The 20,159-nt window shown below is 70.4% G+C and carries 20 protein-coding genes; 14 read left to right on the top strand and 6 right to left on the bottom strand.

Annotation, left to right across the window (positions count from 1 at the left end; genetic code table 11):
- Positions 1-18: 18 nt before the first annotated feature.
- A complete protein-coding gene (locus ACQF4J_RS17445) occupies positions 19-261 on the bottom strand; it encodes a mycoredoxin (protein WP_351582843.1) in 243 nt (80 codons plus the stop codon).
- Between the two features lie 182 nt (positions 262-443).
- On the opposite strand from ACQF4J_RS17445, the gene ACQF4J_RS17440 reads away from it, so the two are divergent.
- The 5 genes from ACQF4J_RS17440 to ACQF4J_RS17420 all read left to right on the top strand — a co-directional run bounded on the left by ACQF4J_RS17440 (position 444) and on the right by ACQF4J_RS17420 (position 4,341).
- Positions 444-2,642 (top strand): ATP-dependent DNA helicase UvrD2, encoded by a 2,199-nt coding sequence (locus tag ACQF4J_RS17440; RefSeq protein ID WP_427166053.1) that lies wholly within the window; start codon positions 444-446, stop codon positions 2,640-2,642.
- A 164-nt stretch (positions 2,643-2,806) separates the two neighbouring features.
- Positions 2,807-3,127 (top strand): hypothetical protein, encoded by a 321-nt coding sequence (locus ACQF4J_RS17435; protein WP_351582849.1) that lies wholly within the window; start codon positions 2,807-2,809, stop codon positions 3,125-3,127.
- A gap of 178 nt (positions 3,128-3,305) precedes the next feature.
- Positions 3,306-3,674 carry a WhiB family transcriptional regulator gene (locus tag ACQF4J_RS17430; RefSeq protein WP_019072119.1) on the top strand — a complete coding sequence of 123 codons (369 nt, stop codon included), beginning with the start codon at positions 3,306-3,308 and terminating at the stop codon, positions 3,672-3,674.
- Positions 3,671-3,997, top strand: a complete 327-nt coding sequence (locus ACQF4J_RS17425; RefSeq protein WP_351582852.1) for a hypothetical protein — start codon at positions 3,671-3,673, stop codon at positions 3,995-3,997. The genes ACQF4J_RS17430 and ACQF4J_RS17425 overlap by 4 nt, the downstream gene beginning before the upstream one ends.
- 134 nt (positions 3,998-4,131) lie before the next feature.
- A complete protein-coding gene (locus ACQF4J_RS17420; RefSeq protein ID WP_351800609.1) occupies positions 4,132-4,341 on the top strand; it encodes a hypothetical protein in 210 nt (69 codons plus the stop codon).
- Position 4,342: 1 nt separating this feature from the next.
- Here the strand turns inward: ACQF4J_RS17420 and ACQF4J_RS17415 are convergent, their stop codons facing one another.
- Positions 4,343-5,710 carry an ABC1 kinase family protein gene (locus ACQF4J_RS17415; RefSeq protein ID WP_427166051.1) on the bottom strand — a complete coding sequence of 456 codons (1,368 nt, stop codon included), beginning with the start codon at positions 5,708-5,710 and terminating at the stop codon, positions 4,343-4,345.
- Positions 5,703-6,944 (bottom strand): TOMM precursor leader peptide-binding protein, encoded by a 1,242-nt coding sequence (locus ACQF4J_RS17410; protein WP_351584068.1) that lies wholly within the window; start codon positions 6,942-6,944, stop codon positions 5,703-5,705. The genes ACQF4J_RS17415 and ACQF4J_RS17410 overlap by 8 nt, the downstream gene beginning before the upstream one ends.
- A 263-nt stretch (positions 6,945-7,207) precedes the next feature.
- On the opposite strand from ACQF4J_RS17410, the gene ACQF4J_RS17405 reads away from it, so the two are divergent.
- The 4 genes from ACQF4J_RS17405 (at position 7,208) to ACQF4J_RS17390 (ending at position 11,073) form a co-directional block, all read left to right on the top strand.
- Complete coding sequence (locus ACQF4J_RS17405; protein WP_427166049.1) at positions 7,208-7,804, top strand: M48 family metallopeptidase; 597 nt, start codon at positions 7,208-7,210, stop codon at positions 7,802-7,804.
- A 123-nt stretch (positions 7,805-7,927) separates the two neighbouring features.
- Positions 7,928-9,607, top strand: a complete 1,680-nt coding sequence (locus ACQF4J_RS17400) for a TerD family protein (protein WP_351584062.1) — start codon at positions 7,928-7,930, stop codon at positions 9,605-9,607.
- A gap of 11 nt (positions 9,608-9,618) precedes the next feature.
- A complete protein-coding gene (locus ACQF4J_RS17395) occupies positions 9,619-10,299 on the top strand; it encodes an AIM24 family protein (RefSeq protein ID WP_142142345.1) in 681 nt (226 codons plus the stop codon).
- Positions 10,300-10,317: 18 nt separating this feature from the next.
- Positions 10,318-11,073 carry an AIM24 family protein gene (locus ACQF4J_RS17390; protein ID WP_351584059.1) on the top strand — a complete coding sequence of 252 codons (756 nt, stop codon included), beginning with the start codon at positions 10,318-10,320 and terminating at the stop codon, positions 11,071-11,073.
- Positions 11,074-11,115: 42 nt separating this feature from the next.
- On the opposite strand, the gene ACQF4J_RS17385 is transcribed toward ACQF4J_RS17390, so the two are convergent.
- Together ACQF4J_RS17385 and ACQF4J_RS17380 are read right to left on the bottom strand one after the other, a co-directional pair.
- The gene (locus ACQF4J_RS17385) at positions 11,116-11,637 is read right to left on the bottom strand and encodes an NUDIX hydrolase (RefSeq protein WP_351584057.1); all 522 of its coding nucleotides are present in this window, start codon (positions 11,635-11,637) and stop codon (positions 11,116-11,118) included.
- Entirely contained in the window at positions 11,634-13,061 is a 1,428-nt protein-coding gene (locus ACQF4J_RS17380; protein ID WP_351584054.1) for a zinc-dependent metalloprotease, read from the bottom strand. The genes ACQF4J_RS17385 and ACQF4J_RS17380 overlap by 4 nt, the downstream gene beginning before the upstream one ends.
- 192 nt (positions 13,062-13,253) lie before the next feature.
- Between ACQF4J_RS17380 and ACQF4J_RS17375 the strand changes: the two genes are divergently transcribed.
- The 4 genes from ACQF4J_RS17375 (at position 13,254) to ACQF4J_RS17360 (ending at position 16,398) form a co-directional block, all read left to right on the top strand.
- The gene (locus tag ACQF4J_RS17375; RefSeq protein WP_058923354.1) at positions 13,254-14,366 is read left to right on the top strand and encodes an SDR family oxidoreductase; all 1,113 of its coding nucleotides are present in this window, start codon (positions 13,254-13,256) and stop codon (positions 14,364-14,366) included.
- A gap of 116 nt (positions 14,367-14,482) precedes the next feature.
- Positions 14,483-14,944 (top strand): molybdenum cofactor biosynthesis protein MoaE, encoded by a 462-nt coding sequence (locus ACQF4J_RS17370; protein WP_351584046.1) that lies wholly within the window; start codon positions 14,483-14,485, stop codon positions 14,942-14,944.
- 139 nt (positions 14,945-15,083) lie between these two features.
- A complete protein-coding gene (locus ACQF4J_RS17365) occupies positions 15,084-15,248 on the top strand; it encodes a hypothetical protein (protein WP_200702410.1) in 165 nt (54 codons plus the stop codon).
- Between the two features lie 52 nt (positions 15,249-15,300).
- Positions 15,301-16,398 (top strand): YlbL family protein, encoded by a 1,098-nt coding sequence (locus tag ACQF4J_RS17360; RefSeq protein WP_351800597.1) that lies wholly within the window; start codon positions 15,301-15,303, stop codon positions 16,396-16,398.
- 97 nt (positions 16,399-16,495) lie between these two features.
- Here the strand turns inward: ACQF4J_RS17360 and ACQF4J_RS17355 are convergent, their stop codons facing one another.
- The gene (locus ACQF4J_RS17355; RefSeq protein ID WP_351584040.1) at positions 16,496-17,038 is read right to left on the bottom strand and encodes a PPA1309 family protein; all 543 of its coding nucleotides are present in this window, start codon (positions 17,036-17,038) and stop codon (positions 16,496-16,498) included.
- Positions 17,039-17,201: 163 nt separating this feature from the next.
- Between ACQF4J_RS17355 and ACQF4J_RS17350 the strand changes: the two genes are divergently transcribed.
- The gene (locus ACQF4J_RS17350; protein WP_351584077.1) at positions 17,202-20,141 is read left to right on the top strand and encodes a UPF0182 family protein; all 2,940 of its coding nucleotides are present in this window, start codon (positions 17,202-17,204) and stop codon (positions 20,139-20,141) included.
- Positions 20,142-20,159 lie beyond the last annotated feature (18 nt).

Below are 20,159 nucleotides of genomic sequence, written 5' to 3'. Positions count from 1 at the left end.
GCACGAGGGGGCCTGGCGTCACACGCCGATCTTCTGCTTCACCTGGGCCAGCGACGGGTTCGTCAGCGTCGAACCGTCCGGGAACAGCACGGTCGGAACCGTCTGGTTTCCGCCATTCGCCTTCTCGACGAAAGCCGCGGACGCCGGGTCCTGCTCGATGTTGATCTCGTCGTACGTGATGCCCTCGCGGTCCATCTGGCTCTTCAACCGACGGCAGTAGCCACACCACGTGGTGCTGTACATCGTCACAGTGCCCTGCATCTCTCTCGGCTCCTCAGCTGCTCGGGGATCGGTGGTCGCAGAGAGGGAACGTACTTGAAAGAGCCACCATTCCCGCACGCGGTGCCGGGCCCCACGTGACGCCTGCCGCATTAGTACGACAAGAGGTGCCTGCCTGTGGACAACCGGAGCACCCGTCTCCGGCGACCTGGCAGCATGGCTGTGTGACAGCAGCAACGCACTCCACGCTCTTCCCGCGGGTACCGGACTCGGCCGACGCGGTGCTCGAGGGGCTCGACCCCGAGCAGCGCGCGGTGGCCACCGCCCTGCGCGGTCCGGTGTGCGTGCTGGCGGGCGCCGGCACGGGCAAGACCCGGGCGATCACCCACCGCATCGCCTACGGGGTGCGGGCCGGGATCCTCCAGCCGTCCAGCGTGCTGGCCGTCACGTTCACCAACCGTGCCGCGGGGGAGATGCGCGGCCGACTGCGCCAGCTCGGCGCCGTCGGCGTCCAGGCCCGCACCTTCCACTCGGCGGCCCTGCGCCAGCTGCAGTACTTCTGGCCGAAAGCGGTCGGTGGCTCCATGCCGCGGCTCGTCGACCGCAAGATCCAGCTCGTCGCGGACGCGGCCGCCGCCTGCCGCATCCGCCTCGACCGGGGCGAGCTGCGGGACGTCACCGGCGAGATCGAGTGGTCCAAGGTCACCCAGACCGTCCCCGCCGACTACGCGGCGGCCGCCGCCAAGGCCGGCCGTGAGTCCCCCCGCGACCCGGCCGAGATCGCCCAGCTCTACTCCGTCTACGAGGACCTCAAGCGGGACCGCTCCGTCATCGACTTCGAGGACGTCCTGCTGCTGACCGTGGCCGTCCTGCAGGACCGGCACGACATCGCCGAACAGGTCCGCGCCCAGTACCAGCACTTCGTCGTGGACGAGTACCAGGACGTCAGCCCCCTCCAGCAGCGCCTGCTGGAGCTGTGGCTCGGCGACCGGGACGACCTGTGCGTCGTCGGCGACGCCAGCCAGACGATCTACTCGTTCACCGGAGCAACGCCCGACCACCTTCTGGACTTCCGTACCCGCCACCCCGGAGCCACCGTCGTCAAGCTCGTCCGCGACTACCGCTCCACCCCCCAGGTGGTCCATCTCGCCAACGGCCTCCTCGCCCAGGCCCGCGGACGTGCCGCAGACCACCGCCTGGAGCTGGTCTCCCAGCGGGCCGCGGGCCCCGAACCCCGCTACACCGAGTACACCGACGAGCCCGCCGAGGCCGAGGGCGCCGCCCGACGCATCCGCGAACTCATCGACGCGGGGGTCCCGGCGAGCGAGATCGCGATCCTGTTCCGCACCAACTCCCAGTCGGAGACCTACGAGCAGGCCCTCGCCGACGCCGGAGTTCCCTACCAGCTCCGCGGCGCCGAGCGGTTCTTCGACCGGCCCGAGGTGCGCAGAGCCATCGTCAACCTCCGGGGCGCGGCCCGCTTCGGCGGCAACGACTCCCGGCTGGACGACGCCGTCGACCTGCCCTCCCAGGTGCGCGCCGTGCTCTCCGGAGAGGGCTGGAGCACCGAGCCCCCGGCCGGCTCCGGCGCCGTCAGGGAGCGCTGGGAGTCCCTGGCGGCCCTGGTGAACCTGGCTCACGACTTCACCGCCGCCAAGCAGGGCGCCACCCTGGCCGACCTCGTCGCCGAGCTCGACGAGAGGGCGAACGCGCAGCACGCCCCGACCGTGCAGGGCGTCACCCTGGCCTCCCTGCACTCGGCCAAGGGCCTCGAGTGGGACGTCGTCTTCCTGGTCGGCGTCGCCGAGGGCATGATGCCGATCACCTATGCGAAGACCGACGAGCAGGTAGAGGAGGAGCGCCGCCTTCTCTACGTCGGTGTCACCCGCGCCCGCGAGCGCCTGCACGTCTCCTGGGCGCTGTCCCGCACGCCCGGCGGCCGCCCGAACCGACGCCCCAGCCGCTTCCTGGACGGCCTGCGCCCCGGCTCCACCGGCACCGCCGGCCGCGGCGCGACGGGCGGCGCGGGGGGCGTCGAGCGCGGCCACACCAGCAGACCGGAGTCCGTCGCCCCGCGACGCACCCAGCGCACCCCGGCCCGCTGCCGGGTCTGCGGGCGCACGCTCACGGACGCCGGCGAGATGAAGCTGATGCGCTGCGAGGACTGCCCCTCCGACATGGACGAGGGCCTGTACGAGCGGCTGCGCGAGTGGCGTGCGGACCAGGCGCGGCGCAGCGGACAGCCCGCCTTCTGCGTCTTCACCGACAAGACGCTGATGGCCATCGCCGAAGCCGTCCCGGACGACGCGCACGAGCTGGCACGCATCCCCGGGGTCGGACAGCGCAAGCTCAACCGCTACGGGTCGGACGTACTGGCCCTCTGCGCAGGCCAGGACCTCGCGGGAGACGACGAGAAAGACTGATTCCAACTCGTCGGAAAAATAGTTTGCGCATGCCCCAGCAATCCCCATAGGTTCTTGTCCACGGAAACGGAGGCCTTCTCGGAGGCCCTGATTCCGTGTTCTACTTGCATATCCGTCGGGCTGGTTCACCCCAGTCCCCGAAGCGCCGAGAGGAGGCGAGTCCAGTGATCAGCATCAACACCAGCTCCACCAGCACCGTCAAAATGACCGATCGCTCGGTCGTCGTCTCCCTGTGCATGCTCGGCGCCTCGAACCCGGGCACCGGTCTGTCCGGCATCCGTGCCGTGCGTCCGGCGTCCCCCGTGTCTCTCGCGGGTCTTCCCATCCGTGAGCGCAATGAGCGACCGACCAAGGCACTGGAAGCAGTAGCGGCACAGGCGCAGGCCTATGCCTTTACGGCGGCCGGTGCCGGTAGCCGGAAGCAGACGCAGCACCACCTGATGTGGGCCTTCCGTGGGCCAGAACCCTGGAGTGATCCAGCCTGACAGCCGATCAGGCCGGCGCCTTCAGGGCCGCGGAACCCCATCCGGGATCCGCGGCCCTTCTGTTTGTCCCCCCACCGGGGACGACGGAGTGAAGGGGCCTCGGGACAACAGCAGAACCCGGTACCAACCGCCTCCCGGCCCAACAGGGCCGGAAACGAACAGACGAGGAAGACGACCCGTGCAACTCGAAGCGCACGCCCCGTCCGTACCGCCTTCCGAAACGATCCCCCCGCCCGGCCTCACGGAGGACTCCACCTTGACCCCGCTCACCGCGCTCACCGCGCTCGACGACGCCATCGAGAACCTCGGCGTACCCGTCCCCTGCCGTTCCTACGACCCGGAGGTCTTCTTCGCCGAGTCGCCGGCCGACGTCGAGTACGCCAAGTCCCTCTGCCGCACCTGCCCGCTGATCGAGGCCTGCCTCGCCGGCGCCAAGGAGCGGCGTGAGCCCTGGGGCGTCTGGGGTGGCGAGCTGTTCGTCCAGGGTGTCGTCGTCGCCCGGAAGCGGCCGCGTGGCCGCCCGCGCAAGAACCCGGTCACGGCATGAACACCGCAGGCACGATCGACCGTCCCTTCACGCACGACCCCAAGAAGCAGGCCCCGATGAAGCCGTCCACCACTGAGCCCACCGGCTCCGCGATCGAAGACTCCACCACCACGACCGGCGTGACCGGTTCGCGTCAGAACAGGACCCGAGAGATGCAACTCATTCCAGAAGCCCTGGCACGTGCGCATATGCACGAGCGGCTGCGTGAGGCCGAGCGGGAACGCCCGGCCGCGCGCGTGGTGGCCGCCCGCCGGATGCAGCGCCGGGCCGAGCGTGCCTCGCGGCTCGCCCGCCGTGCGCTCGCCATGGCGGTCATGCAGTAGCCGCCCATTCGAAGAAGGCGCCTCCCGAGCCCGGGAGGCGCCGGCTCCCCTCGGGGGCCGGTCCGTTCGCACGGACCGGCCCCCGAGGTGCGTTGCACCCGCCCGAGCTTCGGTCCCGGAGGTATCGTCACCGGATGATGCGTCTTCCCGGGAACCGTGACGACTCGGGCTCCGCGGCGGAGCCCCGGCCGCTGGTGTGCGCCCGCTGCGGCGCCCGCGCCGAGGGGTCGCAGCCCACCTGGACCTTCTCGGTGGAGGACGGCGTCCGCCGGCACTACTGCGACACCTGCTCCCGGGAGCATCTCAGGGCGATCGAGGGCCGGCTGGACTCGGCCTGGTGGTAGGTCAGGCCTCCGCGGCCGGCTCGTCCTCCTCCGCGTCCTCCAGGACGAACCCCGGCAGCCACTCCTCCAACTCCTCGCGCAGCCGCACCGTGGCCCCCAGCTGGCACAGCACGCCGATCGTGCTCAGCGTCACCCGGTGGATCAGAAGGTAGGCGGGGGGCAGGTTCAGCTGCTTGCCGAGTTGGTAGGCGGGTGAGCGGGGGTCGGCGATACGGGCCGCCTGGCTGCGCATCCAGCCGCGGGTGAAGGTGAACTCGTCCGCCCGGGCCGGTTCGATGATCGGCAGCAGGTAGTCGAGGACCGCCGCCGGGTCCAGCTCTATGGACTCCTTGACGAAACCCTCCTCGCAGAGGAGTTCGTAGACGGCCTCCGCGTCTCCGTCGAGGGTCATCCGCAGGGAGTCGCCGATCGGGGTGGGCAGGCCGCCCGGGAGCCGGTCGACCGTGCCGAAGTCCAGCACGCCCAGTCGCCAGTCGCCCTCGCCCTCCGGGGCACCGGGCAGCAGACGGAAGTTGCCCGGGTGCGGGTCGGCGTGCAGCAGGCCGGTGCGGGCCGGACCGGAGAAGAGGAAGCGGGCCAGGAGCTGGCCGGCGCGGTCGCGCTGCTCCGGGGTGCCGTCCGCGATGATCTCCGAGAGCGGGATGCCGTCCATCCACTCCGTGATCAGGATCTGGTCGCACTGGTGGACCACCGTCGGCACCACCACGTCCGGGTCGCCCGTGAACTCCTCGGCGTGGGCCCGCTGGGCCTGGGCCTCCAGTTCGTAGTCGAGCTCCTCCGACACACGGTCGCGGAGTTCGGTGATCAGCGGCTTGATGTCCATACCGGGAATGAGCGGACCCAGCAGACGGGCGAAACGGCTGAGCTGGTTCAGATCGGACAGGAGGGCGTCACCGGCTCCCGGGTACTGCACCTTGACCGCCACCTCGCGGCCGTCGTGCCACACTCCCCGGTGCACCTGGCCGATCGAGGCCGCCGCGGCAGGCTTGTCCTCGAACTCCAGGAACAGCTTCTGCCAGTCTGCGCCGAGTCGCTCGCCGAGCACCGTGTGCACGGTGCGCGTCGGCATCGGCGGGGCCGCTTCCTGCAGCTTCGTCAGCGCCGCCCGGTAGGGGCCGGCGACCTCCTCGGGGAGCGCGGACTCGAAGACGGACAGGGCCTGCCCGAACTTCATCGCACCGCCCTTGAGCTCGCCCAACACCTTGAACAGCTGCTCCGCCGTGCGTTGCTGAAGCTCGCGGCCGACGATCTCCGCCGACTCGCCGACGATCCGCTTGCCCAGTCCCCAGGTGGCCCGCCCGGCGAAGCCGAGCGGGAGCGCGGCGAGCTTGGCGGTCCGGGTGACCGCCTTGCGGGGAAGATCAGACATGCGCCCTCCAAGTCCCTGCCGGCCGCGCCGCCTCTGCCTCACGGCACAACTTCATCGGCGACCGTTGCCCCCTCATTGTCTCGTGCCGCTCCGCGTCCTCAGCGGTGTGTTCCCCCTTCCTTACCTTCTCCCCCGCTCCGCACGGACATGCGGAGTGCGGCCAGACCGGCCGGGAATGCCAGTTCAGGGCCGGTAGGGAGACCTCCCAACGGGCCCCGGCGGTCGCCGGGAGGCGGCCGTCCAGAAAGGCGAGCGCGTGGGCCGCGGCCAGTCCGGCGACCGCCGTGGCCAGTGTCACATCACACGGCCGCACCTGCCGTGACCTGCTCGAACCCGAACGCCACTGGGCGACCAGGCGGGGCCAGGCCGGGTCCCGGTCGGTACGCCCCTCGTGCAGACAGCCCGCGCAGCCCGTCTCGCCGGGCAGTACGAGGGGCCCGACGACACCGGTCGCCTCGACCACCCCGGCGTAGAGATGGGGCGTACCCGAAGTGATGAGGGGTTCGGCGGTGGTCGGCGCGGGGGCGTGGACGGCGACGTCGTCGCGTGGAGCCAGGATCACCAGCGAGAATCCGGGGTCACCGTCCGACGGCGGTGCCGTGGGACCGTGGCGCGGCGGGCGGTCCGGTGCGGAGCGGCGTACCGCCTGCCGGGCGGCCTCGTCCCTGCGGGCGCCGACCGACTCCGGGGGCAGACCGCCCGGCGAGACGTCCCAGCGCTCGACCCGGCCGATGTCCCGGACGTCGACCTCGCCGACGCCCGCCGCCGCCAGGAGCGAGGCAAGCAGTGCCCCCACCCGGCCCGCTCCCCGGACCTGCACGCGCATCGCACGACGGGCGGCCAGGCGGGCGATCGCGTCGCCCGGTTCGGCGGTGAACACGGACAGTGAGGCGAGGTCGGGGCGCAGCCGGTCCAGGACGTCCTTCTTTCCGCGCAGGCTGTCGGCGGCCGGTCCGCCTCCCTTCGCGTCGTCCAGCAGGCCGGCCCCGGCCAGCCGCGACACCAGCTTGTCGACGTGGCCGTCGGGCAGGTGCATGCGGCGCCCCTCCTCACGCAGGAGCGGCAGGCCGCGCGTGCCGTTGAGCAGGTCAAGGAAACTGCCCGTGGCGGAGTCCATCGGGCCCAGCGTCAGCGCGTGTGCCGGGGTCATTCCGAACTGCACCGTGTTGAGATCACGCCAGCCGCGCCTGAGCGCGGGCTTCACCACAGGCGCGACCGCATCAGCCGCATTCATCGCATTCCCGGCATATGTGGCACACGGCGTATTCATGGCATTCATCGGCAGGCCCCCGTAGCCCTGAGAGAACAATCCCGTCGGCCGACAAAGGCAGATCGGCCTCCGCGGTGAGATCCAGCATGCACGGACCCGGCGGAGCGTGCCGAAAGTTGTCCACAGGCAGTGGATATTCGTCGTACAAATCAAACGCTCGGTGGGGGATCGGGACGGAACCGTCCGGGAGTCGGGACTTCCCCATGTGCAGCGGGTAACGTCGGGGCGTGCCCGCCGACCCACTGCACCGCGCCGGAACGCCACAGCGCAGCACGACGAGTCAGCCGCCGAGCGGCTCGGGGGCGAGCGCGATCGAGGTCCGCAGGAGCGCCCGGCGACGCCGGACGGTCTCCGCGTACCGCGAGGGCGATCGCACCGTCGTGCTCATCCCTGCCCGGATGTCCGAGGCGGAGGAGCAGCGCTGGGTCACCGTCATGCTCGACAAACTGGCCGCCCAGGAGAGCAAACGGATCCTCGGCGACGACGCGCTGGCGGAGCGCGCCGCACGGCTGTCCGCCCAGTACTTCGACGGCCGGGCCCGGCCCCTCTCGGTGCGCTGGGTCACCAACCAGAACACGCGCTGGGGCTCGTGCACCCCGTCGGAGGGCAGCATCCGCCTGTCGCACCGGCTGCAGGGCATGCCCGACTACGTCATCGACTACGTCCTCGTCCATGAGCTGGCGCATCTGCTGGTACCCGGGCACGGGCCCCGTTTCTGGCGGCTCCTGGAGGCCTATCCCCGCACCGAGCGCGCCCGCGGCTACCTCGAAGGAGTGGTCGCCGCCGAACGGCTGCCGCATCTGTCGGGAGCCCGCGAGGAGTGACGGCCGCCCCGGCCGCCGGGACGCGGTTGTGTACCGGGTCTGTACCGGCTTCTTCCGATGTCGGAGTTAGCCGTTAGCCTGGCGCGACGCACTCACATTCGGGATGGGGGACGGTCGTTACGCATGGCCAGGGAATTCCAACGCGGCCACAAGGCCAAGATCAGTGACCTCACCGCGGGCACCGATCTGTACGTAGGCGTGCAGATCGGCGGACCCGGGCTGACGTTCGACATCAGCTGCTTCGGTCTCGACGCCGACGAACGGCTCTCGGACGACCGCTATTTCATCTTCTTCAACCAGCCCAAGTCCCCCGAGGAGTCCATCCAGCTCCTGGGTGCGCAGGCCGGCGACACGGAGTCCTTCCGCATCACGCTGGACAGGATCCCGCCGCAGATCCAGAAGCTGTCCTTCACGGCGACCATCGACGGCTCCGGCCAGATGTCGCAGGTCGGCCCCGGATACCTGCGGATCGTCGCGGGCGGCGAGGAGGTGGCCCGGTACGCGTTCAACGGCTCGGAGTTCACCACCGAGCGGGCCGTGATGCTGGGCGACTTCTATCTGAAGGACGTGTGGCGCTTCGCGGCCGTCGGCCAGGGCTTCGACGGCGGGCTGGAGGCGCTGCTGAAGAACTTCGGCGGCGAGGTCGCCGAGGAGGAGGCACCCGCCGCTCCCCAGCAGCCGCAGGCCTCCGGCGCCACTCCCGGTTTCGCGCCGCCCGCGTTCGCCGCCCCGGCCGCTCCTCCCGCTCCGGCACCGGTGCCACAGCCCGCCCAGGGCTTCGCTCCGCCCCCGGGCGCGACCCCGCCCCCGCCAGGGGCACCCGCGCCCGTGCCGAACGTGCACGCCGCGCCCACCATCGTCGCGCCGATGAGCCCGCCCGGCGGCGCCCCGGTGCCACCCCCGGGTCCCGTACCGGCCCCGTACGGCCAGCCGCCCCAGCAGCAGCCGTACGGCCAGCCCCCCGGCCACGGCGCCCCGCCGCCCGGATACGCGCAGCCGCAGGCGCCGCAGGCCCCCGTCCCGCCGCCCGGCTACGGTCAGCCGACCCCGCCGCCCGGATACGGCCAGCAGCCGCCCTTCGGCCAGGTCCCGGGCCAGCAGGCCGGCGGCTACGGCGTCCCGCAGGGCGCTCCCCAGGGTGGTGCCGGCGTGAGTGCCGCGCTGTCGGTGTTCAAGGAGACGCCCACCGGCCAGCGCTGGACGCAGCAGAACAAGAAGCTCATCCGGGTCGACCTCGGCATGGGCGGCCAGCCCGTGCTCGCCCGGCAGGGCAGCATGGTGCTCTACCAGGGCAAGGTCGACTTCAGCTACAAGGGCGCCGGATTCGCGGGCCGCATCGTGGGCAACGCGACCGGCCAGGAGATGCAGCTGATGCGCTGCACCGGCCAGGGCCAGGTGTTCCTCGCCGAGAACGCCACGCATCTGCACCCCATCGAGCTCCAGGGCGACGCGATCTGCGTCTCCGCCGAGAACGTCCTCGCCTTCGACGAGACCCTGCAGTACGAGGTCCGGCGCATCGAGGGGCACGGCATCCCCGGCGGCGCGCTGTTCACGATGCAGTTCCAGGGGACCGGCACCCTCGTCGTGAAGACGCACGGCACCCCGGTGGTGCTGCCCGTCACGCCCACGACGTTCGCCGACGCCAACGCCGTGGTCGCCTGGTCGGCCGCCTCGCAGGTGATCGTCTCCAGCCAGGTCCGGATGCGCCGCAACGCCTACCCCGGCGACACCGGGGAGAGCGTGAACCTGCAGTTCCGGGGCGCCCCCGGCAACTTCATCGTCGTCCAGCCGTACGAGGTCTGAGGGAGCCCGTCATGAACCAGCCGCTCGCGGGCTACGCCCCCGCACCCGTCACCGCCCGCATGGAGAACCACGGCGAGCACATGCTCAAGGTCGCCATGCAGAGCGGGCAGGACCTCTTCGCGCGCGTGGGCTCGATGATCGCCTACGAGGGCTTCATCCAGTACGAGCCCAACCCGCCGGCCGTGCGGCAGATCGCCCGCGACTGGATCACGGGCGAGGGCGCGCCCCTGATGAAGTGCTCCGGCGACGGACTGCTCTACCTCGCCGACTACGGCGCGAACGTCGTCGTCATCAACCTCAACGGCGACGGCATCTCCGTCAACGCCACCAACCTGCTCGCCTTCGACGCCCACCTCACCTGGGGCGTCGAGCGGGTCAAGGGACTGGCGAAGTTCGCCGGACAGGGCCTGTGGAACACGAAGATCTCCGGGCAGGGCTGGGTCGCGCTGACCTCCCGGGGCACACCGATCGTCGTCGACTGCGGCGGTGGCGAGGACGAGACCTACGTCGACCCGGACGCGCTCGTCGCCTGGTCCCCGAACCTCAAGGTGAAGGGCAAGCGCAGCTTCAAGGCGCAGTCGCTGATCGGCCGTGGCAGCGGCGAGGCCTACCAGATGGGCTTCTCCGGTCAGGGCATCGTCGTCGTCCAGCCCAGCGAGGACAGCACCGACCGCCTCCGGTTCCGGGGCTGAGGGGGAGCCAGAAACGCCATGCAGAGTCCGCTTTTCACCTACAACGACTCCCAGTCCCAGGAGCGCTACAGCCTGCAGAACAAGCAGCTGCTGCGCGTCAGCCTGGAGGGTCATGACGACATCCTGGCCCGCAAGGGCACCATGGTCGCCTACCAGGGGCTCGTCGAGTTCGACGCCGAGTACCAGAGCAACCAGCAGTCACGCGCGCGTGCCTACACAGGCGAGGGCCTGAGCCTCATGCGCTGTCACGGCCAGGGCACGGTGTACTTCGCCAACCTCGCCCAGCACATCCATGTGGTGGACGTGGAACAGGACGGTCTGACCGTCGACAGCGGCTACGTGCTCGCGATGGACTCCTCGCTGCACCACGAGGTCATCGCCGTCGACAGCCTCTACGGCATCTCCGGCTCCGGGAAGTACCAGCTGAACATCACCGGCCGCGGCAAGGTCGCGCTGATGACCTCGGGCGCGCCGCTCATGCTGCAGGTCACGCCCGACAAGTACGTCAACTGCGACGCCGACGCGATCGTCGCCTGGTCCACGGGCCTGCGGGTGCAGATGCAGGCCCAGACGCACTCCTCCGGGGTGTGGCGGCGCCGCGGCAACACCGGCGAGGGCTGGGAGCTCAGCTTCATGGGCAGCGGCTTCGCGCTGGTCCAGCCGAGTGAGCTGCTGCCGCCGCAGAACGCCCAGATCGGCCAGGGCCTCGCCGCCCAGTACGGCATGGGCCAGCACGGGGCCCGGGCCCAGAACCAGGGCAACGTCTGGAGCTAGCACCGGTAAGGGGTGACCGCCAGGGTGGTCACCCCTTACCCGTCAGAGTCGGGCGCGGGCCGCTTCCAGCAGTCGTACCACCGACTCGTCCGCCACGTCCGCCACCTCGTCGTAGCCGAACCAGCGCAGGTCGAGGGACTCGTCGCTGATCTCCTGGACCGCGCCCGGGGGCGCCACGACCGCGTACTGCACGTCGAGGTGCCAGTGGCAGGGGGCCGGGATCGGGTGCCGGTCGAGACGGACCGGGCCGCCCGGCAGCAGTGCGAGCCCGGTGATGCCGGACTCCTCGGTGGCCTCGCGCAGCGCCGCCGCATCGAGCGACGTGTCCTCGGGCTCGCAGTGGCCGCCCATCTGCAGCCACATCCGCAGCTTTTTGTGCAGGGTGAGCAGCACACGCCCCCGCGACGGGTCGATCACCAGCGCGCTCGCCGTGATGTGGCCGGCCCCGCAGGCCTTCCACAGGCCGTCCGGGTGGGCCGCCAGATGGTCGAGGTAGGCCTGGCGCAGCTCTTCCTGGCCCTCGTACCCCTTCAGCACGAGGACCGCGTCGTCGTACAGGCTCACTCGGTGTCGTCGCCCTTGTCGTCGCCCTTGTCGTCGTCCTTCTTGCGCAGGTCGGGCTTGTCCGCCGCTTCGCCCAGCATCTTGTCCAGCTCGGAGAAGTCCAGCTGCTCGCGGTGCACGAAGCCGTCCGGGTCGTCCAGGTCGGAGGCCGTGGGCAGCATGTCCGGGTGGGACCACAGGGCGTCGCGGCCGTCGATCCCGCGCGCGTCCGTGAGCGAGGCCCACAGACGGGAGGCGTCGCGCAGGCGGCGCGGGCGCAGCTCCAGGCCGATCAGGGTGGCGAACGTCTGCTCCGCCGGGCCGCCCGAGGCGCGGCGGCGGCGCAGGGTCTCGCGCAGCGCGTCGGCGGACCCCAGGCGTGGCTTCGCGGCCGCGTGCACCACCGCGTCCACCCAGCCCTCGACAAGCGCCAGAGCCGTCTCAAGACGGGCCAGGGCCGCCTTCTGCTCGGGCGTGTCCTCCGGCTGGAACATGCCCTGCTGCAGGGCGTCCTGCAGCTGCTCCGGGTTCTGCGGGTCGAACTGGCCGACGACGTCCTCCAGCTTGGCGGTGTCGACCTTGATCCCGCGCGCGTAGCCGTCGACCGCGCCGTACAGGTGCGAGCGCAGCCACGGCACGTGCGCGAACAGGCGCTGGTGGGCGGCCTCGCGCAGGGCGAGATACAGCCGCACCTCCTCCTTCGGGACGCCCAGGTCCTTGCCGAAGGTCTCGATGTTCACCGGCAGCAGCGCCGCCTTGCCGGCCGGGCTGAGCGGCAGGCCGATGTCGGTGGAACCGACGACCTCGCCCGCGAGCACGCCCACGGCCTGCCCGATCTGCGTGCCGAACATGGCGCCGCCCATCGAGCGCATCATGCCGATCAGCGGGCCCGCCATGGCCTGCATCTCCTCCGGCAGGACGTCGCCCATCGCGGTGCCGACGCGCTCGGCGACCGGGTCGACGAGCTCCTGCCACGCGGGCAGGGTCGCCTCCACCCACTCCGCGCGCGACCAGGCCACCGCGGTGCCGGCGCCGGACGGCAGGGACGTCACGTCGTCCAGCCACAGGTCGGCCAGACGGACGGCCTCCTGGACGGCGTTGCGCTCGGCGGGGCCGACGCTCGCGTCCTTCACGCCGTCCGCGGTGCCCTGCGAGACCGTCTGGCGGGCGATCTGCTTCGCCATGTCCCAGTTCACCGGGCCGCCCTCATAGGAGAGCATCTGGCCCAGCTGCTGGAAGGCGGCGCCCAGGTCGGTGGGGTTCAGCGAACCGAACATGGCAGCGAGCGGGTTGTCACCGCCGAAGCCGCCGGCGCCAGGCAGCCCGAAACCGAACGGGTTGGCCGGGTCCTGACCACCACCGCTCTGCTGGTCCTTCTTCTTGCCCTCGTCGCCGTCTTCCGGCTCCTCCGGCGGAAGGCCGAATCCGAATGGGGTGTCGCTCACGGGATTCCTCGGCTGGTAAGGCCGCCGGTTGTCCCCGACGGCGCGGCTGCCCGATGACACCACCCAGCGTAGACACCATGGGCGGTTCGGGCCTCGGTGCTTCGCCGACTCATGGCCTGCGGCAGGATGGATGCCACCTGGTACGGACGCGTCACTCGCGTTCTTACTGAAGACAACCGCTGGAGACGCCCGGTGAGTTCCCCAGATCCGCAGGTTCGCGCAGCGCGAAACGAGTCAACCCCGCCGACTGTACGCGGGCCCGTCGTCGCCGTCACCGGCGCCGCGACCGGCGTCGGCGCGCTGCTCACCGAGCGGCTGGCCGCGTCCGACGAGATCAAGCAGGTCATCGCCATCGACGAGCGGCGCGGCGAGTGCGCGGCGGCCCAGTGGCACATCCTCGACGTGCGGGATCCGGCCATCGCGGACAAGCTGCGCGGGGCCGACGTGGTGGTCCATCTGGCGCTCGACCTCGACCTGGAGACCGATGCCGCCGCACGGACGGCGTACAACGTCCGGGGGACGCAGACCGTGCTCACGGCGGCCGCCGCGGCCGGGGTCCACCGGGTCGTGCTGTGCACGTCCTCGATGGTCTACGGGGCGCTGCCGGACAACGAGCTGCCCCTCTCGGAGGACGCCGAGCTGCGGGCGACGGCCGAGGCCACCGGCGTGGGCGATCTGCTGGAGGTCGAGCGGCTCGCACGGCGCGCGCCCCGGGCGCACCCCGGGCTGAACGTCACCGTCGTCCGCCCGGCCGTGCTGGTGGGAGGCACCGACACCGCGCTCACCAGGTACTTCGAGTCGCCTCGGCTGCTGGTCGTGGCAGGGTCGCGGCCCGCCTGGCAGTTCTGCCACGTAGAGGACCTGTGCAGCGCCCTGGAGTACGCCGTCCTGGAGAAGGTCGAGGGCGAGCTCGCCGTGGGGTGCGAGGGGTGGCTGGAGCAGGAGGAGGTCGAGGAGCTCAGCGGGATCCGGCGGATGGAGCTGCCGTCGGCCGTGGCGCTCGGGGCGGCGGCCAGGCTGCACCGCATCGGCCTGACGCCGTCGCCGGCCGGGGACCTGGCCTACACGATGTACCCCTGGGTGGTGAGCGGCAGCCGGCTGCATGACGCCGGATGGCGGCCGCAGTGGACCAACGAGGAGGTGCTCGCCGAGCTGCTGGAGGAGGTTTCCGGGCGGCACACCGTCGCCGGGCGGCGGCTCGGGCGCAAGGACGCGACCGCGGCGGGCGCGGCGGGGGCGACGGTGGCCCTGCTGGGCGCGGCGGCCGTGGTGCGGCGGGCCCGCAAGGCCCGGCGCCGGATCTGAGCGGCCGGCGGCCCCGCAAGACACGACGGCCCTGTAGGAGTCGCCAAAACCGCACGCGCGTGTGCCTGGTGAAAGTCGTATTCCGTGTTGTCACGAGCGTGAGGCACGATGGACGCATGGCAGACACCCACGACCACCCCGGCGAGCGGGCCGCGGACGACCCCGTCAAGCTCATCAGCGTCCGCGAGACGCCCCTGTCCGTCGACGAGGTCTTCCGGGCCGTCGGGGACACCGCGGCCGGCGGGACCGCGCTGTTCGTGGGCACCGTGCGCAACCACGACGGCGGCGCGGACGTCGACCGGCTCGGCTACTCGTGCCACCCCAGTGCCGAGGCGGAGATGCGCCGGGTCGCCGAGAAGGTGGTGGCGGAGTACCCCGTGCGGGCGCTGGCGGCGGTGCACCGCGTCGGCGACCTCGCGGTCGGGGATCTGGCCGTCGTCGTCGCCGTGTCGTGCCCGCACCGTGGCGAGGCCTTCGACGCCTGCCGGAAGCTGATCGACGACCTCAAGCACGAGGTGCCGATCTGGAAGCACCAGACCTTCTCCGACGGCACGGAGGAATGGGTCGGCGCCTGCTGAGCACCCGATGGGTGTCCGCCGACTCCGTCCGTCGGCTCCGGGTTGCGTAACCGCACCCCTGGCGTGAGCGTTGTCAGTGGCGGCGGTTAATCTGCTGATCAGTCAGTTTGCGGACGCTCACCGGGGTTGGGAGGTCGGCATGGGTGCGCTCGTGTGGTTGTTGATTCCGCTGGTGGCCGCGATCGGCGCCGGTCTGTGGGGCAGTTGGGCCAACCGCACCCGGAAGGTGCGCGGCGACGGGCCGGAGCTCGACGGGTACGCGCGTTTCCGCGAGGCGATGGAGAAGTCCCACTCCGGTACATGACAGAGGGTGGGGCTGACGGCCCTCTGACAGACGCGTCCCGTACTGTCGTGGCATGCCACGCCGCACCGCGACGATGCTCGCCTCCACCCTGATGCTGATCGCGCTCCTGTGCGCGGGAGTCTTCATCCCCGTGCCGTACTCGGAGATGTCCCCGGGCCCGACGGTGAACACGTTGGGGAACCACGACGGCGAGCCGGTGCTGCAGATCTCCGGGCGCAGGACGTACGCCACCAGCGGCAACCTGAACATGACCACGGTGCGGGTCACCAGCGCCGACTACCGGATGAACCTCGTCGAGGCCGTGTACGGGTGGCTCGCGCACGACAACAAGGTCGTGCCGCACGACACGCTCTACCCGGACGGCAAGACCGAGGAGCAGTCGACCCAGGAGAACGCCGAGGAGTTCAGCCAGTCGCAGGAGAGCGCCAAGGTGGCGGCGCTGAAGCAGCTCGGCATCCCGGTGACGTCCTGGGTGATCGTCTCCACGGTCGTGAAGGACTCGCCCGCCGAGGGCAAGCTGCACGCCGGGGACGTCATCAAGGCCGTCGACGACACCGCGGTCAAGGAGCCGGCCGACGTCGCCAAGCTCGTGACCAAGCACAAGCCGGGCCAGAAGGTGGTCTTCACCATCGTGCCGGCCAAGGAGCAGGCCGCCGCCGAGAAGGCGCACAAGACGGCGACGAAGACCGAGAAGATCACGATCACGACCGCCACGTCCGACGACAGCGGGGCGAAGCGGGCCATCGTCGGGATCTCCGCCGGAACCGACCACACCTTCCCGTTCACGATCGACATCAAGCTCGCCGACGTCGGCGGGCCCAGCGCCGGTCTGATGTTCTCGCTCGGCATCTACGACAAGCTCACCCCGGGCAGCCTCACCGGCGGCAAGTTCGTGGCCGGCACCGGCACGATCGACGACAACGGCAAGGTCGGCCCGATCGGCGGCATCGAGATGAAGACGGTCGGCGCCCGCGACAAGGGCGCCCAGTACTTCCTGACCCCGGCCGAGAACTGCTCGGCCGCCGCCAAGGACACCCCCGGCGGACTCAGGCTGGTCAAGGTCGACACCATCAAGGACGCCCTGTCCGCGCTCAAGGACATCCGCAGCGGCGACACCGCCGACCTGCCGAAGTGCACGACCAAGGGCTGACGCACGGGCCCGGAACCAAGGGCTGACGCACCGGCTCGGACACGACCAGGGGGCGCCTCGCCGATGCGGGGCGCCCCCTTTGTTGTACCGGAGGAGTTCAGTCCTCGAAGGTCGCCGACAGGGCCTCGGCCAGGCCCGGTACCAGGTCGCCGCCCGTGAGGACCTCCGTGGGGGTGTCCTTCTCGCGCAGCCGCAGGGCCGACTCGCGGGTGCCGTCGCGCAGCACCGCGACCGTCATACGGACCTCCTGGCGGTCCGGGTGCTCGGCGACCCACTTCGCGAGCGTCTTCTCGTTGAGCCCCTCCGGCACGGCCGCCTCGGCGGACGGCGGCAGCATCATCCGCTCCACCGTCAGCGCGCAGCCGGCCACCGCGTCGGGCCAGGCGATCGTGGCGAGGAACTCGTCCAGCGGCTTGCCCGCCGGGATCTCGTCCTGCTCGATCGGGGTCAGACCGGCGGACTCTTGCTCCTCCTCCAGGCCGAGCTGCGCCGCGAGGGCGGGTTCCTGGGCGCGCAGCCGAGCGGTGTCTACGAGGGCGAAGAGGCGGGCGGGTTGGTCCCAGCCGAGGCCGGAGGCGTACTCGTCGATCTCGAGCACGGCCCGGGTGAGCGGGTTCGCCGCCATGGGGGTGTTGGACATGGTCACAATCCTGCCTCGTTCATGGCCGGAATCGGGAACCGAGTAAACGGTGAGTAAGTTGCATAGGTGTGGGCCCACGATCACGGGGGGCCACGGCAGGTCCGTGAAACCGCGGGCCTGACGGACCGACAGCGACTTCGAGGTGCGCACCTTGGCTTTCCAGATGCCGGACCGCGGCGGAGGCCCGACGGGGCCACGGATCAGAGTGGGCCGCCCGTCCCGGCGCGTCCGGACCCTGCTCATGACACTGGGCGTCCTTGCCGTGCTCGGCATGGCGTTCACCATGTTCGCGGGTTTCTGGACGGACTGGCTCTGGTACCGGTCGGTGCACTACTCGTCCGTGTTCACCACCACCCTGTGGACGAAGATCGGCCTGTTCTTCGTCTTCGGCCTGCTGATGGCCCTCGCGGTCGGCCTCAACATCTGGCTCGCGCACCGGCTGCGGCCGCCGCTGAGCGCCATGTCCATGGAGCAGCAGAGCCTCGACCGCTACCGGATGGGCATCGCGCCCTACAAGAGGTGGCTGCTGCTCGCGATCACCTCCCTGGTGGGCCTGATCGCCGGCGCCTCGGCGTCCAGTCAGTGGCGGACCTGGCTGATGTGGGTCAACGGCGTGCCCTTCCACCAGAAGGACCCGCAGTTCCACCTCGACGTCTCCTTCTACGCCTTCGACCTGCCCTGGTACCGCTTCCTGCTCGGCTTCGGCTTCGCCGCCACGATCCTCGCGCTGATCGCCGCCGCGCTGACCCACTACCTGTACGGCGGCCTCAGGATCACCTCCCCGGGCGCGCGTGCCACCGCCGCCGCGACCGGGCACCTGTCGGTGCTGCTCGGGGTCTTCGTCGCGCTGAAGGCGGTCGCGTACTGGCTCGACCGGTACGGCCTGGCGGTGAAGTCCAGCGACTTCAAGGCCACGGACAACTGGACCGGCCTGAGGTACGTCGACGCGAACGCCTATCTGCCGGCGAAGACCATCCTGTTCTGCATCGCCGTCATCTGCGCCCTGTTGTTCTTCGCCACCCTGTGGCGGCGCACCTGGCAGCTGCCGGTGATCGGCTTCGGCCTGATGGTGCTCTCGGCGATCCTGATCGGCGGCCTGTACCCGGCGATCGTGCAGAAGTTCCAGGTCCAGCCGAACGAGCAGGCCAAGGAAGCCCCGTACGTCCAGAAGAACCTCAAAGCGACGCGCGAGGCGTACGGCATCGACGGCACCAAGGTCAGCGACTACTCGGGCACCAGCAAGACCAGCGACAAGACCAAGCTGCGCGACGACGTCGACTCCACGGCGAGCATCCGCATCCTGGACCCGAACATCGTTTCGCCGACGTTCCAGCAGCTCCAGCAGATCAGGAACTACTACGCGTTCCCGACCAACCTGGACGTCGACCGCTACACCAAGGACGGCAAGGTCCAGGACACGGTCATCGGTCTGCGTGAGCTGAACCTCAACGGCATCCCGAAGAACAACTGGATCAACGACCACTTCCGCTACACCCACGGCTACGGCGTGGTGGCGGCCAAGGGAACCGCGGCCGACGCCAACGGCCAGCCGGTCTTCACCGAGTCCGACCTGCCGTCCCGGGGCGACCTGGGGACGTACGAGCAGCAGGTCTACTACGGCGAGAAGACCACCACGTACTCGATCGTCGGCGGTCCCCAGAAGGAGATCGACTACTCCGACGACAGCGGTGAGAAGACCACCAGCTACAAGGGCAACAGCGGCGTCAACCTCGCCAACCCGATCAACCGGGCGGCGTACGCGGTGGCGTTCAGCGAGCCGCAGATCCTCTACTCCGGCGCCATCGGCGAGGGCTCGCGGATCCTGTACAACCGCACGCCCAAGGAGCGCGTCGAGGCGGTGGCGCCCTGGCTGACCATCGACGGCGACGCCTATCCGGCGGTGGTGGACGGCCGTATCCAGTGGATCGTCGACGCGTACACGACGACGAACGGCTACCCGTACGCCTCCCGTACGACCCTGGGCGACACGACGGCCGACTCGCTGACCGCGACCAACAACTCGCGCGCGGTGGTGGCCCAGCAGAACCAGGTCAACTACATCCGCAACTCGGTGAAGGCGACCGTCGACGCGTACACCGGCCAGGTCAAGCTCTACCAGTGGGACACCCAGGACCCGGTCCTGAAGACCTGGATGAAGGCCTTCCCGGGCACGGTCCAGCCCAAGAGCGCCATCTCCAAGTCGCTGCTGTCCCATCTGCGCTACCCGCAGGACCTGTTCAAGGTCCAGCGCGAGCTGCTGACCCGCTACCACGTCACCAACCCGACCACCTTCCTCACCGGCAGCGAGGTGTGGCAGGTGCCGGACGACCCGACCAACAAGTCGGGCAACGCGGTGCCGCCGTACTACCTGAGCATGAAGATGCCCGACCAGACGTCGCAGGCCTTCTCGCTGACGACGACGTTCACGCCCAACGGCCGTGACAACCTGAGCGCGTTCATGTCGGTCGACGCCCAGGCGGACTCCAACGACTACGGCAGGATCAGAATCCTGAAACTGCCGACCAGTACGACGGTCGACGGGCCGAAACAGGTGCAGAGCCAGTTCAACTCCGAACAGGACATCGCCGAGTCGATCAAGCTGCTCAAGGGCGGCGACTCCGACATCGAGTACGGCAACCTGCTGACGGTGCCGCTCGACGGAGGACTGCTCTACGTGGAGCCGGTCTACGTACGCGGTGGTGGACTGAAGTACCCCCTGCTGCGGAAGGTGTTGGTCAGCTACGGCGACAAGACCGCCTTCGAGGACACCCTCGACCAGGCGCTCAACAAGGTCTTCGGAGCGGAGAGTTCGACCACTCCGCCGCCCGACCAGGGGACCACGCCGCCGCCGACGTCCGGCAACCCGACGGTCCAACAGGCGCTCAACGACGCCCAGAAGGCCTTCGACGCCGGCCAGAAGGCCCTGCAGAAGGGCGACTGGAAGGCGTACGGCGAGGCGCAGAAGGACCTCGAGGACGCGCTGAAGAGGGCCGAGGAGGCGCAGTCCAAGGCCGACAAGACCGCCGGCGGCAGCGGCAAGAGCAGCAGCAGCCCCAGCCCCAGCGGCAGTCCGAGCCCGAGCGGCAGCTCCGGCAGCGGTTGATCGAAGGCCGCCCCGCGT

Source organism: Streptomyces sp. C1-1, assembly GCF_050214755.1.
Classification (GTDB): domain Bacteria; phylum Actinomycetota; class Actinomycetes; order Streptomycetales; family Streptomycetaceae; genus Streptomyces.
Note: the sequence above shows the minus strand (reverse complement) of the source record. Positions and strands in the feature narration are given on the sequence as shown.